Consider the following 16,659-nt stretch of genomic DNA (forward strand, 5'->3'; position numbering starts at 1 on the left):
CCGCTCAGTCCAGGTGGGAGGAGATGTAGTCGGTGACGGTCTGGGGATCACCGGGTTTGGCCCAGAGGTAGCCCTGACCGGTCTCGCAGCCGATCTCGGCCATGCGGCGGGCCTGGGCCTGGGTCTCCACGCCCTCGGCGGTGACCGTGAGGCCGAGCGTGTGGGCGAGGTCGACGAGGGTGCCGACGATGCGGGCGTCGACCGGGTCGGCGCGCTCGGCGTCCCGCAGGCCCTCCATGAACGAGCCGGCGATCTTGAGCTCGTGCACCGGGAGGTGCCGCAGGTAGGCGAGGTTGGAGTAGCCGGTGCCGAAGTCGTCGATGGCGATGCGCACGCCCATCCGCGACAGCGCGCGCAGCTTGTCCAGCGGCTCGTCGGCAGTGGACATGATCGTGCTCTCGGTCAGCTCCAGCTGGAGCCGATGCGGGGCGAGACCCGTCTCCTCCAGGATCTCGGCGACGTCGCGGACCAGTTCCGGGTCGCGCGACTGCCGGACCGCGAGGTTCACGCTGACGAACGGTGCCGAGTCGCCGAACCGGTCCTGCCACCTCTTGGCCTGCTCGCACGCCTCGTGCAGCACCCACCGGCCGAGCGGGACGATCAGCCCGGTCTCCTCGGCGAGCCCGATGAACTTGTCCGGCCCGAGCCTGCCGAGATCCGGATGCGCCCAGCGCACCAGCGCCTCGACCCCGACCACTGAGCTGTCCCGCAGCCCGATGAGCGGCTGGTAGTCCACGTAGAACTCGTCGCGTTCCAGCGCTGCGGGCATCGACGCCCCCAGCCGCAGCCTGGCGACCTCGTTGGCATTGCGCTCCGCGTCGAACTGCGCCCATCGGCCCTTGCCGTCGGACTTCGCCCAGTACAGCGTCACGTCGGCGTCGCGCATCAGCTCGGCGGCGGTCTGCCCGTCGACGTTCCGCTCGACGATGCCGACGCTGGCCGAGACGGTCAGCTCGTGGCCGTCGATGCGGATCGGCTCATCGATGACCGACAGCACCTTCTCCGCGACCTCGACCGCCTGCTCGGTTCCAGTGGACTCCTGCAGCAGGATGACGAACTCGTCCCCGCCCATCCGCGCGACCAGCCGGTCGTCGCCGTGCACCGCCGCGGCGAGCCGCTCGGCGACGGTCACCAGCAGTTCGTCGCCGACGTGGTGGCCGAGGCTGTCGTTGATGACCTTGAAGCCGTCGAGGTCCATGTAGCACAGCGCGATCCGGTCGTCGGGGTCGTACCGCCTGAGGACCGACCCCAGGCGGTCGAGGAACAGAGCCCTGTTCGGCAACGCCGTCAGCGGATCGTGCATCGCCTGGTACCGCAGCCGTTCCTGCAGCTCGCGACGGTCGGTGACGTCCTCGATCAGGGCGACCTGGTAGAGCGGCTTGCCTTCGTCATCGCGGATCAGGGAGACGAACAGCTCGGTCCACACCGTCTTGCCGCTGGGCCGGGAGAACTGCTTCTCCACCCTGAAGTGCTCGCGCTCGCCACGCAACAGCTCGTCGTAGAGCCGCCACATCCGCTCCGAGTCGGCGGGGTGCACCATGTCCGGGACGTGCATCCGGCGGATGTCGTCGGAGGAGCGGCCCAGGATGCGCGCCAGCGACGCGTTGACCTCCAGGATCCGGCCGTCGATGTCGGCGATGCCGATGCCGATGGCGGCCTCGGAGAAGATCGCGCGGAAGCGGGCCTCGCTGGTGCGCAACGCCAGCTCGACGGCGTCGCGCGCGTCGAGCACGGCCTGCCGGATGGCTTCCTGCTCGTCGAGCGTGCGCTTGCGCGCGGCCTGCACGAACCCGGAGCACAGCGCCGCTTGCAGCGCGGCCACGCGCTTGCGCCACACCGGGTCGTCGCCGAGCCGCAGCACGTCGAGCATCTCGTCTCCGATGAGCTCGACGGTGCGGGCCAGCGACTCGGAGCTGGTGAAGTGCACGCCGACCAGGTCTGCGCCCACCGAGCGGGCGGGCGAGGCGTCGAAGGGTTCGCCGACCAGCGCGTCGACCAGGCGGTCGGTGTAACCCTGCAGACGGCCTTCGACCTCGGCGCTGGTCATCGGCACGTAGCTGGTTCCCATCAGCGCCTGCGCCCAGACCGCGGCGAAGCGTCGTCGGTCCGTTCGGTTCACCTCGGCGACCACCTCATGAGCGCTGGGCACCGGCGCGGTCCAGCCAGTCATGCCTGGGCGCCCTCCACTCGTCGTCCTAGCCTGGGCCGTTCCTCGTCGGAGCATACGACCGGTTGAGCTCGGCGGTCGAACATCATGTACGGCACCCGGAGCAGTCGCGACACCTGTGTCGGGCGGCCATCCGCGTGGCCGGTGGACGAAGTACCGCTACCGTACGCGATCAGTTCGTCGATGAACCGCGACGGAGTTCGAACCCTCCGCTGTTGGACGCTCAACCCACCCCTAGAGGTTGCGCTGGCAATTCTTCGCCATAACCCCTGTTCGGTGCCCCGCAGCTGTACGGATTGAGCCGATCCGGTCAAAAGCTAACACAGCACCTACAGCCATCGAAAAGCGTTCGCCACACTTCCGGGGCACCGATGCGTAGTCGCTCGACATGCTCCACGACCATTCGTGAATGCGAGGCCACGATGACTGCACGCGGTCGCTCAGCCTGGTCATGGTGGTTGCACCGGCGTGCTCGGTGCTCACCGCTCCGGCTCAGGCGCGTCCTGCCGTCGAGGGCAACGCGACGCTGGGATCGCAGATCCGCAGCGACACCTACCACGCGCGCACCGGCCGCTACCCGGTCATCTGCACGAGGACGAACTGGTGGAACCAGTGCGTCTCCGGATCCTTCGGCACCACCAACCCGCTGTGCACGGCCCGCTACGCCGACAGCCCCGGCGAACTCCCCCCCCCCGCGGCTGGCTGCTGTGGACCTTCTGGCAGCACAGCTCAGACCCCCTGGACAGAACACCTCCAACGGCCCCATGGCAGGCCTCCAAGCCCTGGCCCACGGCTGACCCGCCCCGAAGGGAACCCCGAACACGGTCGTGATCGGGGGCGGAACACGGGGAAGCCGGTCAGCGCGGCGCGGGAGGAGGTCGTCCGGTGATCGCGATTCGGGGAGGATCACTGACATGGGTGAACGCAGGGTCGGGTTGGTTCTGACGATCGCGCTCGCGATCCTCGTGCTGTGCGGGGTGAGCGTGGCGTTGTTGGTGTTCGACCCGCGCACCACCGGGGCGGACGCTCTGCGGACCGGTGGGCTTGCGGCTGGATCGGTGGTCGCGCTGTACGCGCTGTGGCTCAACGATCGGCGGCGGCGAGTCGAGGAGCAGCGGCAGTCCCTGGAGAGCCGCCGCGCCGACCTGGACCGCGACCGCGTCGCCGATGAGCGATTCGCCCGCGCGGTCGAGCTGCTGGGGCACGAGACCGACCAGGTCAGGGTGGGTGCGCTGCACGCGCTGGCAGGCCTGGCGCGCAGCAATCGCGACTACACCCAGACCGTCCTCGACGTGCTCTGCTCCTACCTGCGCCGCCCCTTCCAGCACCCGCGCTACTCGTCGTCGCAGCGCTGGGAGCCGGAGGAGGCAGACGACGCCGAGCGGCAGCTGCAGGTGCGGCTGACCGCGCAGCGGCTGATCACCGAGCTGCTGCCCGGCGCGGACGACGCCGACGAACCGGCCTTCGACCTCGATCTGACCGGGGCGACGCTGGAGTACTTCGAGCTGTCCGACCGCAAGGTCGGCACCGTCCTGCTGCGCCACGCGCACCTGTTCAGCAGCAACAACCTCAGCCGCAGCGCCTTCCACGGCAACGTCTACTTCACCGGCAGCGCCTTCGGCACCGGAAGGCTCAGCGGCAGGTTCCGCTGCGACGACGCGGTGTTCCACCGCCGCGCGTGGTTCAGCGGCGTGCACTTCGGCGGCCCGGTGCGCTGCCAGCGAAGCACGTTCCACGGGCCCGTGAAGTTCTCCGGCAGCACCTTCACCGACGAGGTGACGCTGGCCGGTTCGACGTTCGAAGGGCGGTCGGACTTCGACGGCGTCGTCTTCGAGCAGGCTCCAGACCTGACCGGAACGACAGGAGCCCCGACCATCGCGGTCGGGGCTCCTGAGTGAGCGGACTTCCGGTCCTCAGCCGAACAGCTTGGGCAGGGTTCCTTCCCAGGCCTCGCGCAGCTCCGGCAGCGGGATCTCGGTGACGTCCTGGATGTCCAGGGAGTTCGAGCCCGCGTCGGCGACGCCGACCTTGGCCCACGGCAGGCTGCGGGCGGTGCACATGTCGGTGAACCGCTGCTCCTCGGAACGCGGGACCGCGACGAGGACACGACCGGCGGACTCGGAGAACAGCTGGACGAACGGGTCCGCGTCCTCCGGCAGCACCACGCGTGCACCGCACTCGCCGACCAGCGTCGTCTCGACCAACGCCTGCGCCAGACCGCCCTCGGAGAGGTCGTGCGCCGCGGAGATCATGCCGTCGCGGGAACCCGCGAGCAGGATCTCGGCCAGCAGCTTCTCGCGGGCCAGGTCGACCTCCGGCGGCGTGCCGCCGAGGTGGTCGTGCGCCACGCGGGCCCACTCCGAACCGCCGAACTCCTCGCGCGTCTCGCCGAGCAGGATCAGCGTCTCGCCCTCCTCGCCACCGATTCCGGTGGGGATGCGGCGGGCGACGTCGTCGATCGTGCCGAGCACGCCGACGACCGGAGTCGGCAGGATCGCCTGCTGACCGGTCTGGTTGTAGAAGCTGACGTTGCCACCGGTGACCGGGATGCCCAGCTCGGCGCAGGCGTCGGCCAGGCCACGCACCGCCTGCTGGAACTGCCACATCACGCCGGGGTCCTCGGGCGAGCCGAAGTTCAGGCAGTTGGTGACGGCCGTCGGGGTGGCACCGGTCGTGGCCACGTTGCGGTACGCCTCCGCCAGCGCCAGCTGCGCACCCGTGTACGGGTCGAGCCGGGTGTAGCGGGCGTTGCAGTCGGTGGCGATCGCGATGCCGCGACCGGTCTCCTCGTCGATGCGCAGCACGCCGCCGTCGGATGGCTGGGCCAGCACGGTGTTGCCCCGAACGTAGCGGTCGTACTGGTCGGTGACCCACGCGCGCGAGCACAGGTTCGGCGAGGCGGCCATCGTCAGGATGGTCTCCCGCAGCTCGTCCGAAGTGGACGGACGGGCCAGGGTGTTGGCGTTGTCGGCGGCGATGAGGTCCTGCTCGCCCGGCCGCTCGACGGGACGCTGGTAGACCGGACCGTGGTGGGCCACGGTCCGCGGCGGCACGTCGACGACGAGCTCGTCCTGCCAGTGGATCTCGAGGTTCTCGCCGTCGGTGACCTCACCGATGACGTTGGCCGTGACGTCCCACTTCTGGCAGACCTTCATGAACTCGTCAACCTTGGACGGATCCACGACGGCGCACATGCGCTCCTGGGACTCGCTGGAGAGGATCTCCGCAGCGTTCATGCCGGCGGCGCGCAGCGGGACCTGGTCCAGGTCGACGCGCATGCCACCGTCACCGGCCGCCGCCAGCTCGGAGGTCGCGCAGGACAGCCCGGCGCCGCCGAGGTCCTGGATGCCCACGACCAGGCCCGAGTGGTACAGGTCCAGGCAGCACTCGATGAGCACCTTCTCGGCGAACGGGTCGCCGACCTGCACGCTGGGCAGCTTCTTGCGGCCGCCCGCGCTCTCGTCGCCGTCGAAGGTCTCCGAGGCCAGCACGGACACGCCGCCGATGCCGTCGAGGCCGGTGCGCGCGCCGAAGAGGATGATCTTGTTGCCCTTGCCGGAGGCGTGCGCGAGGTGCAGGTCCTCGGTCTTCATCACGCCGACGCACATGGCGTTGACCAGCGGGTTTCCGGCGTAGGACTCGTCGAAGACGACCTCGCCGCCGATGTTGGGCAGACCCAGGCAGTTCCCGTAGCCGCCGACTCCGGCGACGATGCCCGGCAGGACGCGCTTGGTGTCCGGGGCATCGGCGGGGCCGAAGCGCAGCGGGTCGGCGACGGCGACCGGGCGGGCGCCCATCGCCATGATGTCGCGGACGATGCCGCCCACCCCCGTGGCCGCGCCCTGGTAGGGCTCGACGTAGGACGGGTGGTTGTGGCTCTCCAGCTTGAAGGTGACCGCCCAGCCGTCGCCGATGTCGACCACGCCGGCGTTCTCGCCGATGCCGGCGAGCATCTTGGCGCGCATCTCGTCGGTGGTGGTCTCGCCGAAGTACTTGAGGTGGACCTTCGAGGACTTGTAGGAGCAGTGCTCGCTCCACATCACCGAGTACATCGCCAGCTCGGCCTCGGTGGGCCGGCGGCCGAGGATCTCGCGGATCCGCTGGTACTCGTCGTCCTTCAGGCCCAGCTCGCGGAACGGCTGGTCGACGTCCGGAGAGGCCTTCGCCCGGTCGACGGAGTCGATGTGGCCGGCTCCACCGGCCGTGTCGATCGTGTCGGTCACGCTGCCACCAAAGAATCCAGAGCGGACAGGAACATGCCGAGGCCGTCGTCGGTGGGCCCGGTCAGCGGGTCGATCGCGTGCTCGGGGTGCGGCATCATGCCCGCGATCCGCCCGCGCGCGTCGGTGATGCCCGCGATGTCGCGCCGCGACCCGTTCGGGTTCTCACCGGCGTAGCGGAACAGCACGCGGCCGTCGCCTTCGAGCTGGTCGAGCACGGCCTCGTCGGCCACGTAGTTGCCCTCGCCGTGCTTGATCGGGATGAGCAGCTCGGCGCCGGCGTCGTAGCGAGTGGTCCAGGCGCTGGAGTTGTTCTCCACCTTCAGCCACTGGTCGCGGCACACGTAGTGCAGGCCCGCGTTGCGGGTCAGCACGCCGGGCAGCAGCCCGGTTTCGCACAAGATCTGGAAGCCGTTGCACACGCCGAGCACCGGCATCCCCTTGCCCGCGGCGACGATGACCTCGGTCATCACCGGCGCGAACTTGGCGATCGCGCCGCAGCGCAGGTAGTCGCCGTAGGAGAAGCCGCCGGGCACGACCACGGCGTCGACGCCCTTGAGGTCGTGGTCGGCGTGCCACAGGGCGACGGCCTCGCCACCGGCGCGGCGGACCGCGCGCGCGGCGTCGACGTCGTCGAGCGTGCCGGGGAAGGTGATGATGCCGATCTTCGCGCTCATGCTTCCACCCGGCGCACGACGAAGTCCTCGATCACGGGGTTGGCCAGCAACGTTTCAGCGATGTTGGCGAGCGTGGCGTCGTCGACGTCGTCGGCGACCTCCAGCTCGAACCGCTTTCCCTGGCGGACTTCGGTGATGCCGTCGAACCCGAGACGGGGCAGCGCGTTGGCCACCGCCTGTCCCTGCGGATCGAGGATCTCCTGCTTCGGCATGACGTCGACAACGACTCGGGCCACGGGTGCTGCTCCCGGTTTCCGTGCAGATCCGCCGGTACCGGCGGATGGCCAGCAGTACCTGCGCAGCGTAACTGAGCTGGGCGTTCACCCCTCCGAGCAGGGGCCTGACGTGCGTCGCAGCTCACCCACCAACTGTGTGCCGCGTCACGAAATAGGTGTCGTCTGAACCTGTTCCCGAGTTGGACGTCCTCAGGGCATCAACAACATCGCTCGCCGCACTGAGGGGATTTTCACGATGCGCAGCTCGAAGACCGCGCTCGCCGGAGCCGCACTCGCCGGCCTCGCGCTGACCACCGCCGCGCCCATCGCCGCCGCCGCTCCGGCCACCACCGCAACCGCACCGGCCGCCACGGTCACCGCCCAGGGCGGCGGACTGACCGTCGACCACACCGCCGTGCGCCCGGGTGAGCAGCTGACGATCCACCTCGACCACGGGCCGGAGGCGCTGAGCTGGATCTCCTCCGGTTCGTTCGTCCGCGACTCCGAGCACCCGATGGGCGCCGACGAGGGCGTCGCCCACGTGGTCCGCGACTCCGGCGGCAGCGCCGACGCGGTCGCCACCATCGGCGACGTCCCGCCCGGCCAGTACGTGGTGCACGCACGCGTGGGCGGCGGCTCGGTCCCGGGCGTCACCATCACCGTCCGGTGACTGGAGGCGGAGACCGGGGGCTCGGGGGTCCACCGGTCTCCGCCCTCGCGCGGTGGTGGCAGAGTGGGGCGCGGGTTTCGCCCGCTGCGACCGCTGCGGAGGAGGATTCGCGTGCACATCACCCACTTCGGACATGCGTGCGTGCTGCTGGAGACCGGGTCGGCCAAGCTGCTGCTCGACCCGGGCGCGTTCTCGACCGACTTCGAGGACCTGCGCGACCTCGACGCCGTGCTGATCACCCACCAGCACCCCGACCACCTCGACTTCGACCGGCTACCGGCGCTGCTGGCCGCCAACCCGGACGCCCGTCTGGTCGTCGACCCGGGCAGCGCTCCCGTCGTCGCCGAGAAGGGGCTGACCGCTACCACGGCTCGGCCCGGCGATGCCCTTGACCTGGGCGGATCTTCGATCGACATCGTCGGTGGGCAGCACGCGGTGATCCACCCGGACATCCCGAACGTCGACAACATCGGCTACCTCGTCGACCACGGCGCCTTCTACCACCCGGGCGATGCGTTCCACGTCCCCGAGCAGCGGGTCGACGTGCTGGGCCTGCCGACCGGCGCGCCCTGGCTCAAGCTCTCCGAGGCCGTCGACTTCCTGCGCGCCGTCGCACCGCGCGCCGCCGTTCCGATCCACGAAGCGGTCCTGGCGATGCCCGCGATGCACTACCGCAGGTTCGAAGAGCTCAGCCCCTCGGAGACCACGGTCGACGTCCTCCCCCGGGGCTCGGCGACCGAGGTCTAGGCACCTGGCGGTTCTGATCACAGCCGTCAGGGCCGTCGATCATGGACGGCTCGACCAGGACCGCCCGATCACCGGGCCTCGTGCGGAATTCGCGGCTCCGGGATTCGGTCCGGCTCGGAGCGGACCGTGGCGAACGACGCGTAGGTGACCGGCTCGGTGCCGTGGTGCAGCGCGAGGTCCACCGCGTCCAGGATGGCGTGGCGCACTGCCGGTTTTGCCAACGTCTGCGCCTCCAGCGCCAAGCGGACGGCACGTCCCCGGCGAGCCGCGCGACCGGCACCCAGCACCAGCGCCCGGCACCACCACGGCTCGGCGACCTCACCCGGACCCAAGATCCGGATGCGGGAGCGCAGCACGCTGCCGGTGCCGAGGTCGCGCACCCCCATGGCGTCCGCGCACACCGCGAAACCGCGCCGCTGAGCGGCCAGGACCGTCCCCGGCGAGGCCAGCCAGCGCGGCGGGATGAACGTGTGCGTGCGCAGCCCGGCCTGCTCCAGCACCGCCGAGGCCGCCACCAGCCGCAAACCCGCTTCGTGCGCGGGGAGCCGCGCCGCGGGCGCGAGCCGCGATCGCAGACCGGGTGCGGTCCTGGCGAAGCCGTGCAGGCTCACGGTGTCCCCGCGGTCGAGCCGATCGGCCACCCAGCCGAGCAGCGGCGACTTGCTGTCGCGGGAGTCGAGGTCGGTCGGGCTCGGCGAGATCAACAGGGACAGCGGGACCTTCCGGCGGTCCAGCTCCGCGGCGAACTCCGCGCAGCTGTCCAGCGACCGGTGCTCCAGCCCCGACAACGACACCACGAGCGGCGTGCTCACAAACACCCATTCGGCCTGGCGCGGGTGACCGTTACCTGAAAGCCAGGTGTCCCCCCGACGCAAATCCGGCGAACCTCCACCGTGCAACCATCAAACGCACAGGCCAGGTCCACCCCGCGACACGCCGCCCAATCCCGCTACCGGGTGAAGCCGACGGGTCAGGAGCCCTGCAACCAGTCGGCGAAGGAGCGGCCCGTGATGCGCTCGTACGCCTCGATGTAGCGGGCCCGGGTGGCCTCGACGATGTGGTCCGGCAGCGCGGGCGGCGGGGTGTCGGAGTGGCGTTCCCAGCCGGATTCCTCCGAGGTCAGCCAGTTGCGGACGAACTGCTTGTCGAAGGACGGCTGGACCTTGCCCGCCTCGTAGCCGTCGGCGGGCCAGTAGCGCGACGAGTCCGGGGTGAGCACCTCGTCGCCCAGCACGAGCTCACCGGCGGCGTTGCGGCCGAACTCGAACTTCGTGTCCGCGAGGATCACCCCGCGCTCGCGCGCGTGCTCCGCCGCGCGGGCGTAGACGCGCAGCGTGAGGTCGCGCAGCTCGGCGGCGAGCTCGGCGCCCTCCTTCGCGGCCACGGCCTCGAAGCTCACGTTCTCGTCGTGCTCGCCGATCTCGGCCTTGGTCGCCGGCGTGAAGATCGGCTCCGGCAGCCGCGACGACTCGACGAGCCCGTCCGGCAGCGCGACGCCGCACACCGAACCGGTGCGCTCGTAGTCGGTCAGCCCGGATCCGGTCAGGTAACCGCGGGCCACGCACTCGACCTGCACCATGCTCAGCCGCTTCACCAGCAGCGCGCGGCCGCGCACCTCTGCGGGGATGCGCGGGTCGTCGTAGGCCACCAGGTGGTTGGGCAGCTCGTCGGCCAGCAGCTCGAACCAGAAGACGCTCATCGCGGTGAGCACGGCGCCCTTGTCCGGGATCGGCGTGGCCAGCACGTGGTCGTAGGCCGAGATGCGGTCCGAGGCGACCAGCAGCAGGTGTTCGTCGTCAACGGCGTGCAGCTGGCGAACCTTGCCTGCCGCGATCTGGGGGTAATCGGCGAGTGCAACCACGACGCGATTGTCTCCCACCGCAGGTTGGCGGCTCGCACGTGGTGGGATTGGGGGGATCAGGAGGAGGAGATCGTGACCGACAACTTCACCGACTGGCTGCGTGGTCGCAGCGAACCAGACTGGACCGAGGTCGTGGAACACCCGTTCACCGACGCGCTGTTCGACGGGTCGATGCCCGACGAGTACATGAGCTCCTACCTGGTGCAGGACTACCAGTTCGTGGACGACTTCCTGGCGCTGCTCGGAGCCGCCGTCGCCCGGGCCGACCGGTACTCCTCGCGGCTGGCGCTGGCGGGCAGCATCGCGGTGGTCACCAGCGAGGAGAACACCTACTTCCAGCGCTCCTTCGACGCGCTGGGCATCGGTGAGGCCGACCGGGTCAACCCGGAGCTCGACCCGGCGACGGTGGCGTTCCGCGAGCTGATGCGCGACACCCGCGACAACGGCGGCTACGCCGAGGTCCTGACGGTGCTCACCGTCGCCGAGTGGACATACCTGGAGTGGGCCGTGCGCGCCCCCGCGAAGCCGGACAACTTCGTCCACGCCGAGTGGATCGAGCTGCACGCCAACCCCGATTTCCAGCAGTGGGTGAGCTGGCTGCGCTCCGAGCTCGACCGCGTCGGCGCCGAGCTGGACGAACGCGAACGAGCCCGGTGCCTGCGCCTGTTCCAGCAGGCCACCAGATGCGAGATCGACTTCTTCAACGCCCACTGGGACTGAGAACTGCTCCCGGGTCGCACGATTTTCAAACGGCACTCGGGTCTCCGGTTTCCATTGAAGTCCGGTCCCTGATTCCCCTTGAAATCGTGCAGCACCTGCGATCAGAGGATGTCGCTCGGGGAGTAGGTCGCGGCCTGGGGGTACTGGGTCGCGACCTTCTCCACTGCGGCGATGACGTCGCTCACCTGCGACGACGCCGCGCCGGTGAAGGCCAGCTTGTCGGCCAGCAGGGCTTCCAGCTGTACGCGGTCGAGCGGCAGGCGCTCGTCGGCGGCGAGCCGGTCGAGGAGGTCGTTGCGCTCGGCGCCCTGCTCGCGCATGTCCAAGGCGACCGCGACGGCGTTCTCCTTGATCGCCTCGTGCGCGACCTCCCGGCCCACGCCCGCGCGAACCGCACCCATCAGCACCTTGGTGGTGGCCAGGAACGGCAGGTAGCGGTCGAGCTCGCGGGCCACGACGGCGGGGAACGCGCCGAACTCGTCGAGCACCGTCAGGAACGTCTCCAGCAGGCCGTCGAAGGCGAAGAACGCGTCCGGCAGCGCGACCCGGCGGACCACCGAGCACGACACGTCGCCCTCGTTCCACTGGTCACCGGCCAGTTCCGCGCTCATCGAGACGTACCCGCGCACGATCACCGCGAGACCGTTGACGCGCTCGCAGGAGCGGGTGTTCATCTTGTGCGGCATGGCGCTGGAACCGACCTGGCCGGGCTTGAAGCCCTCGGTGACCAGCTCGTGCCCTGCCATCAGCCGGATCGTCTTGGCGACGCTGGAGGGCGCGGCGGCCAGCTGCGAGAGCAGGCTCAGCACCTCGAAGTCCAACGAGCGCGGGTAGACCTGGCCGACGCTGGTGAGCGTGCTGGCGAAGCCGAGGTGACCGGCGACGCGGCGCTCCAGCTCGGTGAGCTTGTCGGTGTCGCCGCCGAGCAGGTCGAGCATGTCCTGAGCGGTGCCGACCGGGCCCTTGATGCCGCGCAGCGGGTAGCGGTCGAGGAGTTCCTCGATGCGGCGGAAGGCGACCAGCAGCTCGTCGGCGGCGGTGGCGAAGCGCTTGCCCAGCGTGGTGGCCTGCGCGGCGACGTTGTGCGAACGACCGGCCATGACCAGCTCGGCGTTCTGCCCTGCGAGCTCGGCCAGCCGGGCGAGCACGGCGACGGTGCGGTCGCGGACGTGCTCCAGGCTGCGGCGGACCTGCAGCTGCTCGACGTTCTCGGTCAGGTCCCGCGAGGTCATGCCCTTGTGGATCTGCTCGTGACCGGCGAGGGCGTTGAACTCCTCGATCCGGGCCTTCACGTCGTGCCTGGTCACGCGCTCGCGCGCGGCGATGGAGTCGAGGTCCACCTGCTCCAGCACCCGCTCGTAGTCGGCCACGGCCTGCTCGGGCACCTCGATGCCGAGGTCGGCCTGGGCGCGCAGCACGGCCAGCCAGAGGCGCCGCTCGAGAACGATCTTGTGCTGCGGCGACCACAGCTCGACCAGCTCCGGGGAGGCGTAGCGACCGGCGAGAACATTGGGGATGCTGGGCTTGTCCGTCACCCGGTCAGGATAACCAGCGCGTTCTCCGAGGTCGTTTTGCGTTGCGGAGGGGCAGGGGAACCCGAGCCGCGCTGTGGACCTAGCGCGCCACTCCTGATGCGTGCCAATCCGCGGTCTGCTCTCCACAGCACGGCTCAGAACCCTGGCGGCGTGCAGGGCTCGAGTGGGCGAGGAGAAGAGCGGCTTCGCCGCCGGGCTGCTCAGAGGCCCGACGTCCAGGCGGGGGAGTCCGCCGGGACCACCTCCGGCGCGGCAGGCACGAAGTCCGGGTACTTCTGGCCGGCACCGGTGTTGAACAGCACGACCCGGTCGGAGCCGGTGACCGCGCCGGTGTCGCGGAGTCGGCGGAGCGCGGCGAGCGTCGCGGCGCCTTCCGGTGCCGCGTAGATGCCCTCGGACGCGGCGAGTTCCCGGGTAGCCTCGCGCATCTCGTCCTCGCTCACCGACACCGCCGTGCCGCCGGAGTCGCGGACGGCGTCGAGGACCAGGTAGTCGCCGACGGCGACGGGAACCCGCAGGCCGCTGGCGTCGGTCGTGGCGTCCTCCCAGCGCGGCGCGTGCCGTTCGCCCTGGTCGTGGGCGCGGACGATCGGGGCGCAGCCCTCGGCCTGCACGACGACCATGCGCGGGCGCTCCTCGCCGATCCAGCCGAGCTCGGTCATCTCGGCGAACGCCTTCCACATGCCGACCAGCCCGGTGCCGCCGCCGGTCGGGTAGATCACCACGTCCGGCAGCTCCCAGCCGCGCTGCTCGGCCAGCTCGTAGCCGAGCGTCTTCTTGCCCTCGACGCGGTAGGGCTCCTTGAGCGTGGAGACGTCGAACCAGCCGCGCGCCTCGGAGGTGGTGCGCACCAGGCGTCCGGCGTCGTCGATCAGGCCCTCGACCAGCCACGTACCGGCACCGGAGACGACTGCTTCGACCTGGTTGATGCGCGGGCAGTCCTCGGGCATCACCACTGCGGCGGCCAGTCCGGCGCGCGCTGCGTAGGCGGCGAGCGCTCCACCGGCGTTGCCCGCCGACGGCGCGGCGACGGCCTTGGCCCCCAGCTCCCGGGCGCGCGACACGGCGGCGGACATGCCCCGCGCCTTGAAGCTGCCGGTCGGGTTCTGCCCCTCGTCCTTGATCCGCACGTCGGCGATGCCCAGCCGCTCGGACAGCCGCGGTGCGGCCAGCAGCGGCGTGAACCCCTCGCCGAGGCTCACGATGTGCTCGGCGTCGCGGATCGGCAGCACCTCCCGGTAGCGCCACATCGAAGGTTCCCGGGACACCAGGTCCGACGGCCGTAGGCGGACCCTCGCCAGGTCGTAGCGCGGGTACAGGACCTTGCCGCACTCCTCGCACGACCGGTGCAGGACGTCGGCGTCGAAGATGCGTCCGCACGCAGTGCACTCGAGGTGGCTGAGGGTGCTTCCCGTGGAGTTCACCATGAGCGGATCCTGGCCCGCCGAACCCGTCCGGTCCAGGGCGTTCACGTCGGAACATTTTCCCGTCAATCACTGGTTCGGCGAAATCATCAATTCCGCTCGATCAGGTGTGGGATTCTGGACGAATACAACGGCGCGAACTTATCGTTGGCCGACACATTCGCGGCTGTGCACAGGAACGGGAGCGGATGGACATCACCAGGTTCGCCGAAGAGCGGCAGGACGTGTTCTGGATCGTGGGCGCAGGTCAGGCGGAACGCCACGCGACAACCATGCGACCAGGGGCGGTATACGCAGGGCAATGCGTAGCGGCGCTCTGCGACGTTCAGATCAAGATTCCGCAGTCAACCCCTCTGGGACGCGATCCACTGACGAAGAAAGTCACGAGGAAGTGCCCAGAATGCGAAGGAATAGTTGAGGTCGAGAACTACGCGGGAACCAGTTGGGACTTTTGATGTGGAAGAACGTTCTCGGTTCGCCAGATGACCGAGCAGCGTTCTTGCACGCGGATCAGGAGAGCTGCGTCCGCAACATCCTGCGGGCCACTCCACGCGGATCGGGATCGGACTCGATCAGCGCGTTGACCACGGCTCCGTCGACGAGCGCGACCAGCTCGGTGAGCCGCTCCGCGCCCACCTCCACGCCACTGCGGTAGAAGATCTCCGCGAGCAGCTCCTGCAGCTCGACGGCCATCTCGCGCATCAGCGGAGCCAGGTAGGGGCGGCGCGGCGAACCGACCAACCGCTCGTAGCGCAGCAGCACCGGCTCCACGCCGCCGTGGCGGGAATCCACACCCAGGAGCAGGTCCAGCAGCAGTTCGATCACCGCGTCGGTGCTGCGATGCTGCTCGGACAGATCGGCGAGGCGGGCTCGCCCGGCGGCGAGCTCCTCCCTTGCGTTGTGCTCCACCGCTGCGGTGATCAGGTCTTCCAGCGAGGAGAAGTAGTAGGTGGTCGACGCCAGCGGAAGAGCGGCGCGCTCGGCCACGGCGCGGTGCCGCACCGCGTCGAACCCGCCCTCGACGAGCAGCTGCGCCGCAGCCGCCACCAACGCCTGCCGCCGCCGCTCGCCCTTCGGTGTGCTGGCCGCTGTCATGACCCGCGATCCTAAGCCGTGTCCGGAACTCCGGTTGATCGCCGCTGCGGAGGAGCCCCGCAGCACGGCCGACCAGCCGCTCCACCGATCAGAACCGGGTGGCGAGATCCCCGGCGATGCTGCCGACCCGCGCGACGAACGGAGCCCCCGGCGAACCGGCCTCGGGCTCGCTGAGCACCACCACGAGCTTGCCGCTGCGCGCCTTGCGCACCGACTGCTGCGCACCGTCGGGACGCTGCACGTCACCCGGGGTCGACTGACCCGCCTGCGCCGCGCCCGCCGGGCTGATCATCACCGTCACCCGCCCGGCCGCAGCACCGTCGCGCAGCGAGAACGCCGCCGCTCTCGCGCCGGTCGGGCACGTTCGCACCGACGTCGGCGTGGTGCTCCCGGCTTCGGGCAGCGTGACCTCGACCGCCTCGACCAGCGACGCGTCCGGCTCGCAGCCGGCCGAGCGCGGGGTGATCCCGCTGGACCCGACCTGCGGGCCGGGGCCCTCCGTCAGCGGCGCCACGGGTGGCGGGCCCGCCACCGTGTCAGTCGTCGACGAGAACCAACCGGCTCCCACACCGATCCCGCCGACCAGAACCACAGCCGCCACCACCGTCCCACCGGCGGTCGCGGTCATCCGGCGCCGGGCCGTGATCCGCCGCGACGCCGTCGAGACGTCACCTTCGTCGAACGACGCCGGCGGAACGGCTCGCACCGAGTCACGGAAAAGCTCCTCGAGCTTGCGCTCGTCCACCCCGCACCCCCTTCACGCGGACCTCAGATCCCCGAGCTCGTCTCCCAGCACCTCTCGCAGCGTCGCCAACCCCCGGGCGCACTGGCTCTTCACGGTTCCCTCGCTGCATCGCATCACCGCCGCCACTCCCGCGACGTCCAGCCCCTCGAGGAACCGCAGGACCAGCACCGCGCGCTGCTTCGGCGGCACCTTGCGCAACCCGGCGATGAGGGTCTGCCTGGTGGACACCGAGTCATCCACGTCCAGGCCGTCGACCGGACTGTCCGGCAGAGCCTCGGCGGCCCTCTCCCGTCGCCAGGGCCGCCTCGACTCGTCGATCACCGCCCGGGTCAAGGTCCGGCGCACGTACGCGTCCAGCGCGCCCTTGTCCCGGACCTTCCGCCAGTGGCGGTGCAGGGCGATGAACGCGGTCTGGGCGAGATCGTCCGCGCGGTGCCAATCGCCGCACATCATGTACGCCATCCGACGCACCGCCTCCCGCCGAGCCACGAAGTACTCCGCGAACTCCTGCTCTTCGCGCTGGTCCACGCGGAACTCTCCGCTCGTTCGTTGCCTGCACTGCTATGACGGGATCGCGTGCCCG

Annotated in this window: 16 protein-coding genes; 4 read left to right on the top strand and 12 right to left on the bottom strand. The window is 70.2% G+C overall.

Annotated features, from left to right (window positions below):
- Positions 1–4: 4 nt before the first annotated feature.
- Positions 5–2,170 (bottom strand): putative bifunctional diguanylate cyclase/phosphodiesterase, encoded by a 2,166-nt coding sequence (locus tag E1161_RS09570; protein WP_207920159.1) that lies wholly within the window; start codon positions 2,168–2,170, stop codon positions 5–7.
- A 911-nt stretch (positions 2,171–3,081) separates the two neighbouring features.
- Here E1161_RS09570 and E1161_RS09575 point away from each other — a divergent pair.
- Positions 3,082–4,065, top strand: a complete 984-nt coding sequence (locus E1161_RS09575) for a pentapeptide repeat-containing protein (RefSeq protein WP_132621750.1) — start codon at positions 3,082–3,084, stop codon at positions 4,063–4,065.
- A 15-nt stretch (positions 4,066–4,080) separates the two neighbouring features.
- Here E1161_RS09575 and purL read toward each other — a convergent pair whose 3' ends face one another.
- The 3 genes from purL to purS are packed head-to-tail and all read right to left on the bottom strand — an operon-like array spanning position 4,081 to position 7,300.
- The gene (purL, locus tag E1161_RS09580; RefSeq protein ID WP_207920165.1) at positions 4,081–6,351 is read right to left on the bottom strand and encodes a phosphoribosylformylglycinamidine synthase subunit PurL; all 2,271 of its coding nucleotides are present in this window, start codon (positions 6,349–6,351) and stop codon (positions 4,081–4,083) included.
- A 35-nt stretch (positions 6,352–6,386) separates the two neighbouring features.
- The gene (purQ, locus tag E1161_RS09585) at positions 6,387–7,064 is read right to left on the bottom strand and encodes a phosphoribosylformylglycinamidine synthase subunit PurQ (protein WP_132621752.1); all 678 of its coding nucleotides are present in this window, start codon (positions 7,062–7,064) and stop codon (positions 6,387–6,389) included.
- The gene (gene purS, locus E1161_RS09590) at positions 7,061–7,300 is read right to left on the bottom strand and encodes a phosphoribosylformylglycinamidine synthase subunit PurS (RefSeq protein ID WP_132621754.1); all 240 of its coding nucleotides are present in this window, start codon (positions 7,298–7,300) and stop codon (positions 7,061–7,063) included. Before purS ends, purQ begins: the two co-directional genes overlap by 4 nt.
- Before the next feature lie 235 nt (positions 7,301–7,535).
- Here purS and E1161_RS09595 point away from each other — a divergent pair, with 235 nt between their 5' ends.
- A complete protein-coding gene (locus tag E1161_RS09595; protein ID WP_132621756.1) occupies positions 7,536–7,949 on the top strand; it encodes a hypothetical protein in 414 nt (137 codons plus the stop codon).
- A gap of 111 nt (positions 7,950–8,060) precedes the next feature.
- Complete coding sequence (locus tag E1161_RS09600; protein ID WP_132621758.1) at positions 8,061–8,696, top strand: MBL fold metallo-hydrolase; 636 nt, start codon at positions 8,061–8,063, stop codon at positions 8,694–8,696.
- 68 nt (positions 8,697–8,764) lie between these two features.
- Here the strand turns inward: E1161_RS09600 and E1161_RS09605 are convergent, their stop codons facing one another.
- Entirely contained in the window at positions 8,765–9,508 is a 744-nt protein-coding gene (locus tag E1161_RS09605) for a DUF2334 domain-containing protein (RefSeq protein WP_132621760.1), read from the bottom strand.
- A 158-nt stretch (positions 9,509–9,666) separates the two neighbouring features.
- Positions 9,667–10,557, bottom strand: coding sequence for a phosphoribosylaminoimidazolesuccinocarboxamide synthase (locus tag E1161_RS09610; RefSeq protein ID WP_132621762.1), 891 nt, complete (start codon positions 10,555–10,557; stop codon positions 9,667–9,669).
- A 72-nt stretch (positions 10,558–10,629) separates the two neighbouring features.
- Between E1161_RS09610 and E1161_RS09615 the strand changes: the two genes are divergently transcribed.
- Positions 10,630–11,277, top strand: coding sequence for a TenA family protein (locus E1161_RS09615; RefSeq protein ID WP_132621764.1), 648 nt, complete (start codon positions 10,630–10,632; stop codon positions 11,275–11,277).
- Between the two features lie 101 nt (positions 11,278–11,378).
- Here the strand turns inward: E1161_RS09615 and purB are convergent, their stop codons facing one another.
- The 6 genes from purB to E1161_RS09645 all read right to left on the bottom strand — a co-directional run bounded on the left by purB (position 11,379) and on the right by E1161_RS09645 (position 16,604).
- A complete protein-coding gene (gene purB, locus E1161_RS09620; protein ID WP_132621766.1) occupies positions 11,379–12,812 on the bottom strand; it encodes an adenylosuccinate lyase in 1,434 nt (477 codons plus the stop codon).
- A gap of 200 nt (positions 12,813–13,012) precedes the next feature.
- Complete coding sequence (locus E1161_RS09625; RefSeq protein WP_132621768.1) at positions 13,013–14,239, bottom strand: threonine synthase; 1,227 nt, start codon at positions 14,237–14,239, stop codon at positions 13,013–13,015.
- 86 nt (positions 14,240–14,325) lie between these two features.
- The gene (locus E1161_RS27090) at positions 14,326–14,499 is read right to left on the bottom strand and encodes a hypothetical protein (RefSeq protein ID WP_165939734.1); all 174 of its coding nucleotides are present in this window, start codon (positions 14,497–14,499) and stop codon (positions 14,326–14,328) included.
- A gap of 247 nt (positions 14,500–14,746) precedes the next feature.
- Positions 14,747–15,331 (bottom strand): TetR/AcrR family transcriptional regulator, encoded by a 585-nt coding sequence (locus E1161_RS09635; RefSeq protein WP_132621772.1) that lies wholly within the window; start codon positions 15,329–15,331, stop codon positions 14,747–14,749.
- 88 nt (positions 15,332–15,419) lie between these two features.
- A complete protein-coding gene (locus E1161_RS09640; protein ID WP_235874904.1) occupies positions 15,420–16,037 on the bottom strand; it encodes a hypothetical protein in 618 nt (205 codons plus the stop codon).
- A 51-nt stretch (positions 16,038–16,088) separates the two neighbouring features.
- Complete coding sequence (locus E1161_RS09645; RefSeq protein ID WP_132621776.1) at positions 16,089–16,604, bottom strand: SigE family RNA polymerase sigma factor; 516 nt, start codon at positions 16,602–16,604, stop codon at positions 16,089–16,091.
- Between the last annotated feature and the right edge of the window lie 55 nt (positions 16,605–16,659).

This window comes from Saccharopolyspora aridisoli (assembly GCF_004348445.1).
GTDB classification, from domain to species: domain Bacteria; phylum Actinomycetota; class Actinomycetes; order Mycobacteriales; family Pseudonocardiaceae; genus Saccharopolyspora; species Saccharopolyspora aridisoli.

Coding starts and splice junctions, on each gene's coding strand:
- E1161_RS09570 (WP_207920159.1), bottom strand. CDS start 2,170: ATGACTGGCTGGACCGCGCCGGTGCCCAGCGCTCATGAGGTGGTCGCC.
- E1161_RS09575 (WP_132621750.1), top strand. CDS start 3,082: ATGGGTGAACGCAGGGTCGGGTTGGTTCTGACGATCGCGCTCGCGATC.
- purQ (WP_132621752.1), bottom strand. CDS start 7,064: ATGAGCGCGAAGATCGGCATCATCACCTTCCCCGGCACGCTCGACGAC.
- E1161_RS09595 (WP_132621756.1), top strand. CDS start 7,536: ATGCGCAGCTCGAAGACCGCGCTCGCCGGAGCCGCACTCGCCGGCCTC.
- E1161_RS09625 (WP_132621768.1), bottom strand. CDS start 14,239: ATGGTGAACTCCACGGGAAGCACCCTCAGCCACCTCGAGTGCACTGCG.
- E1161_RS09635 (WP_132621772.1), bottom strand. CDS start 15,331: ATGACAGCGGCCAGCACACCGAAGGGCGAGCGGCGGCGGCAGGCGTTG.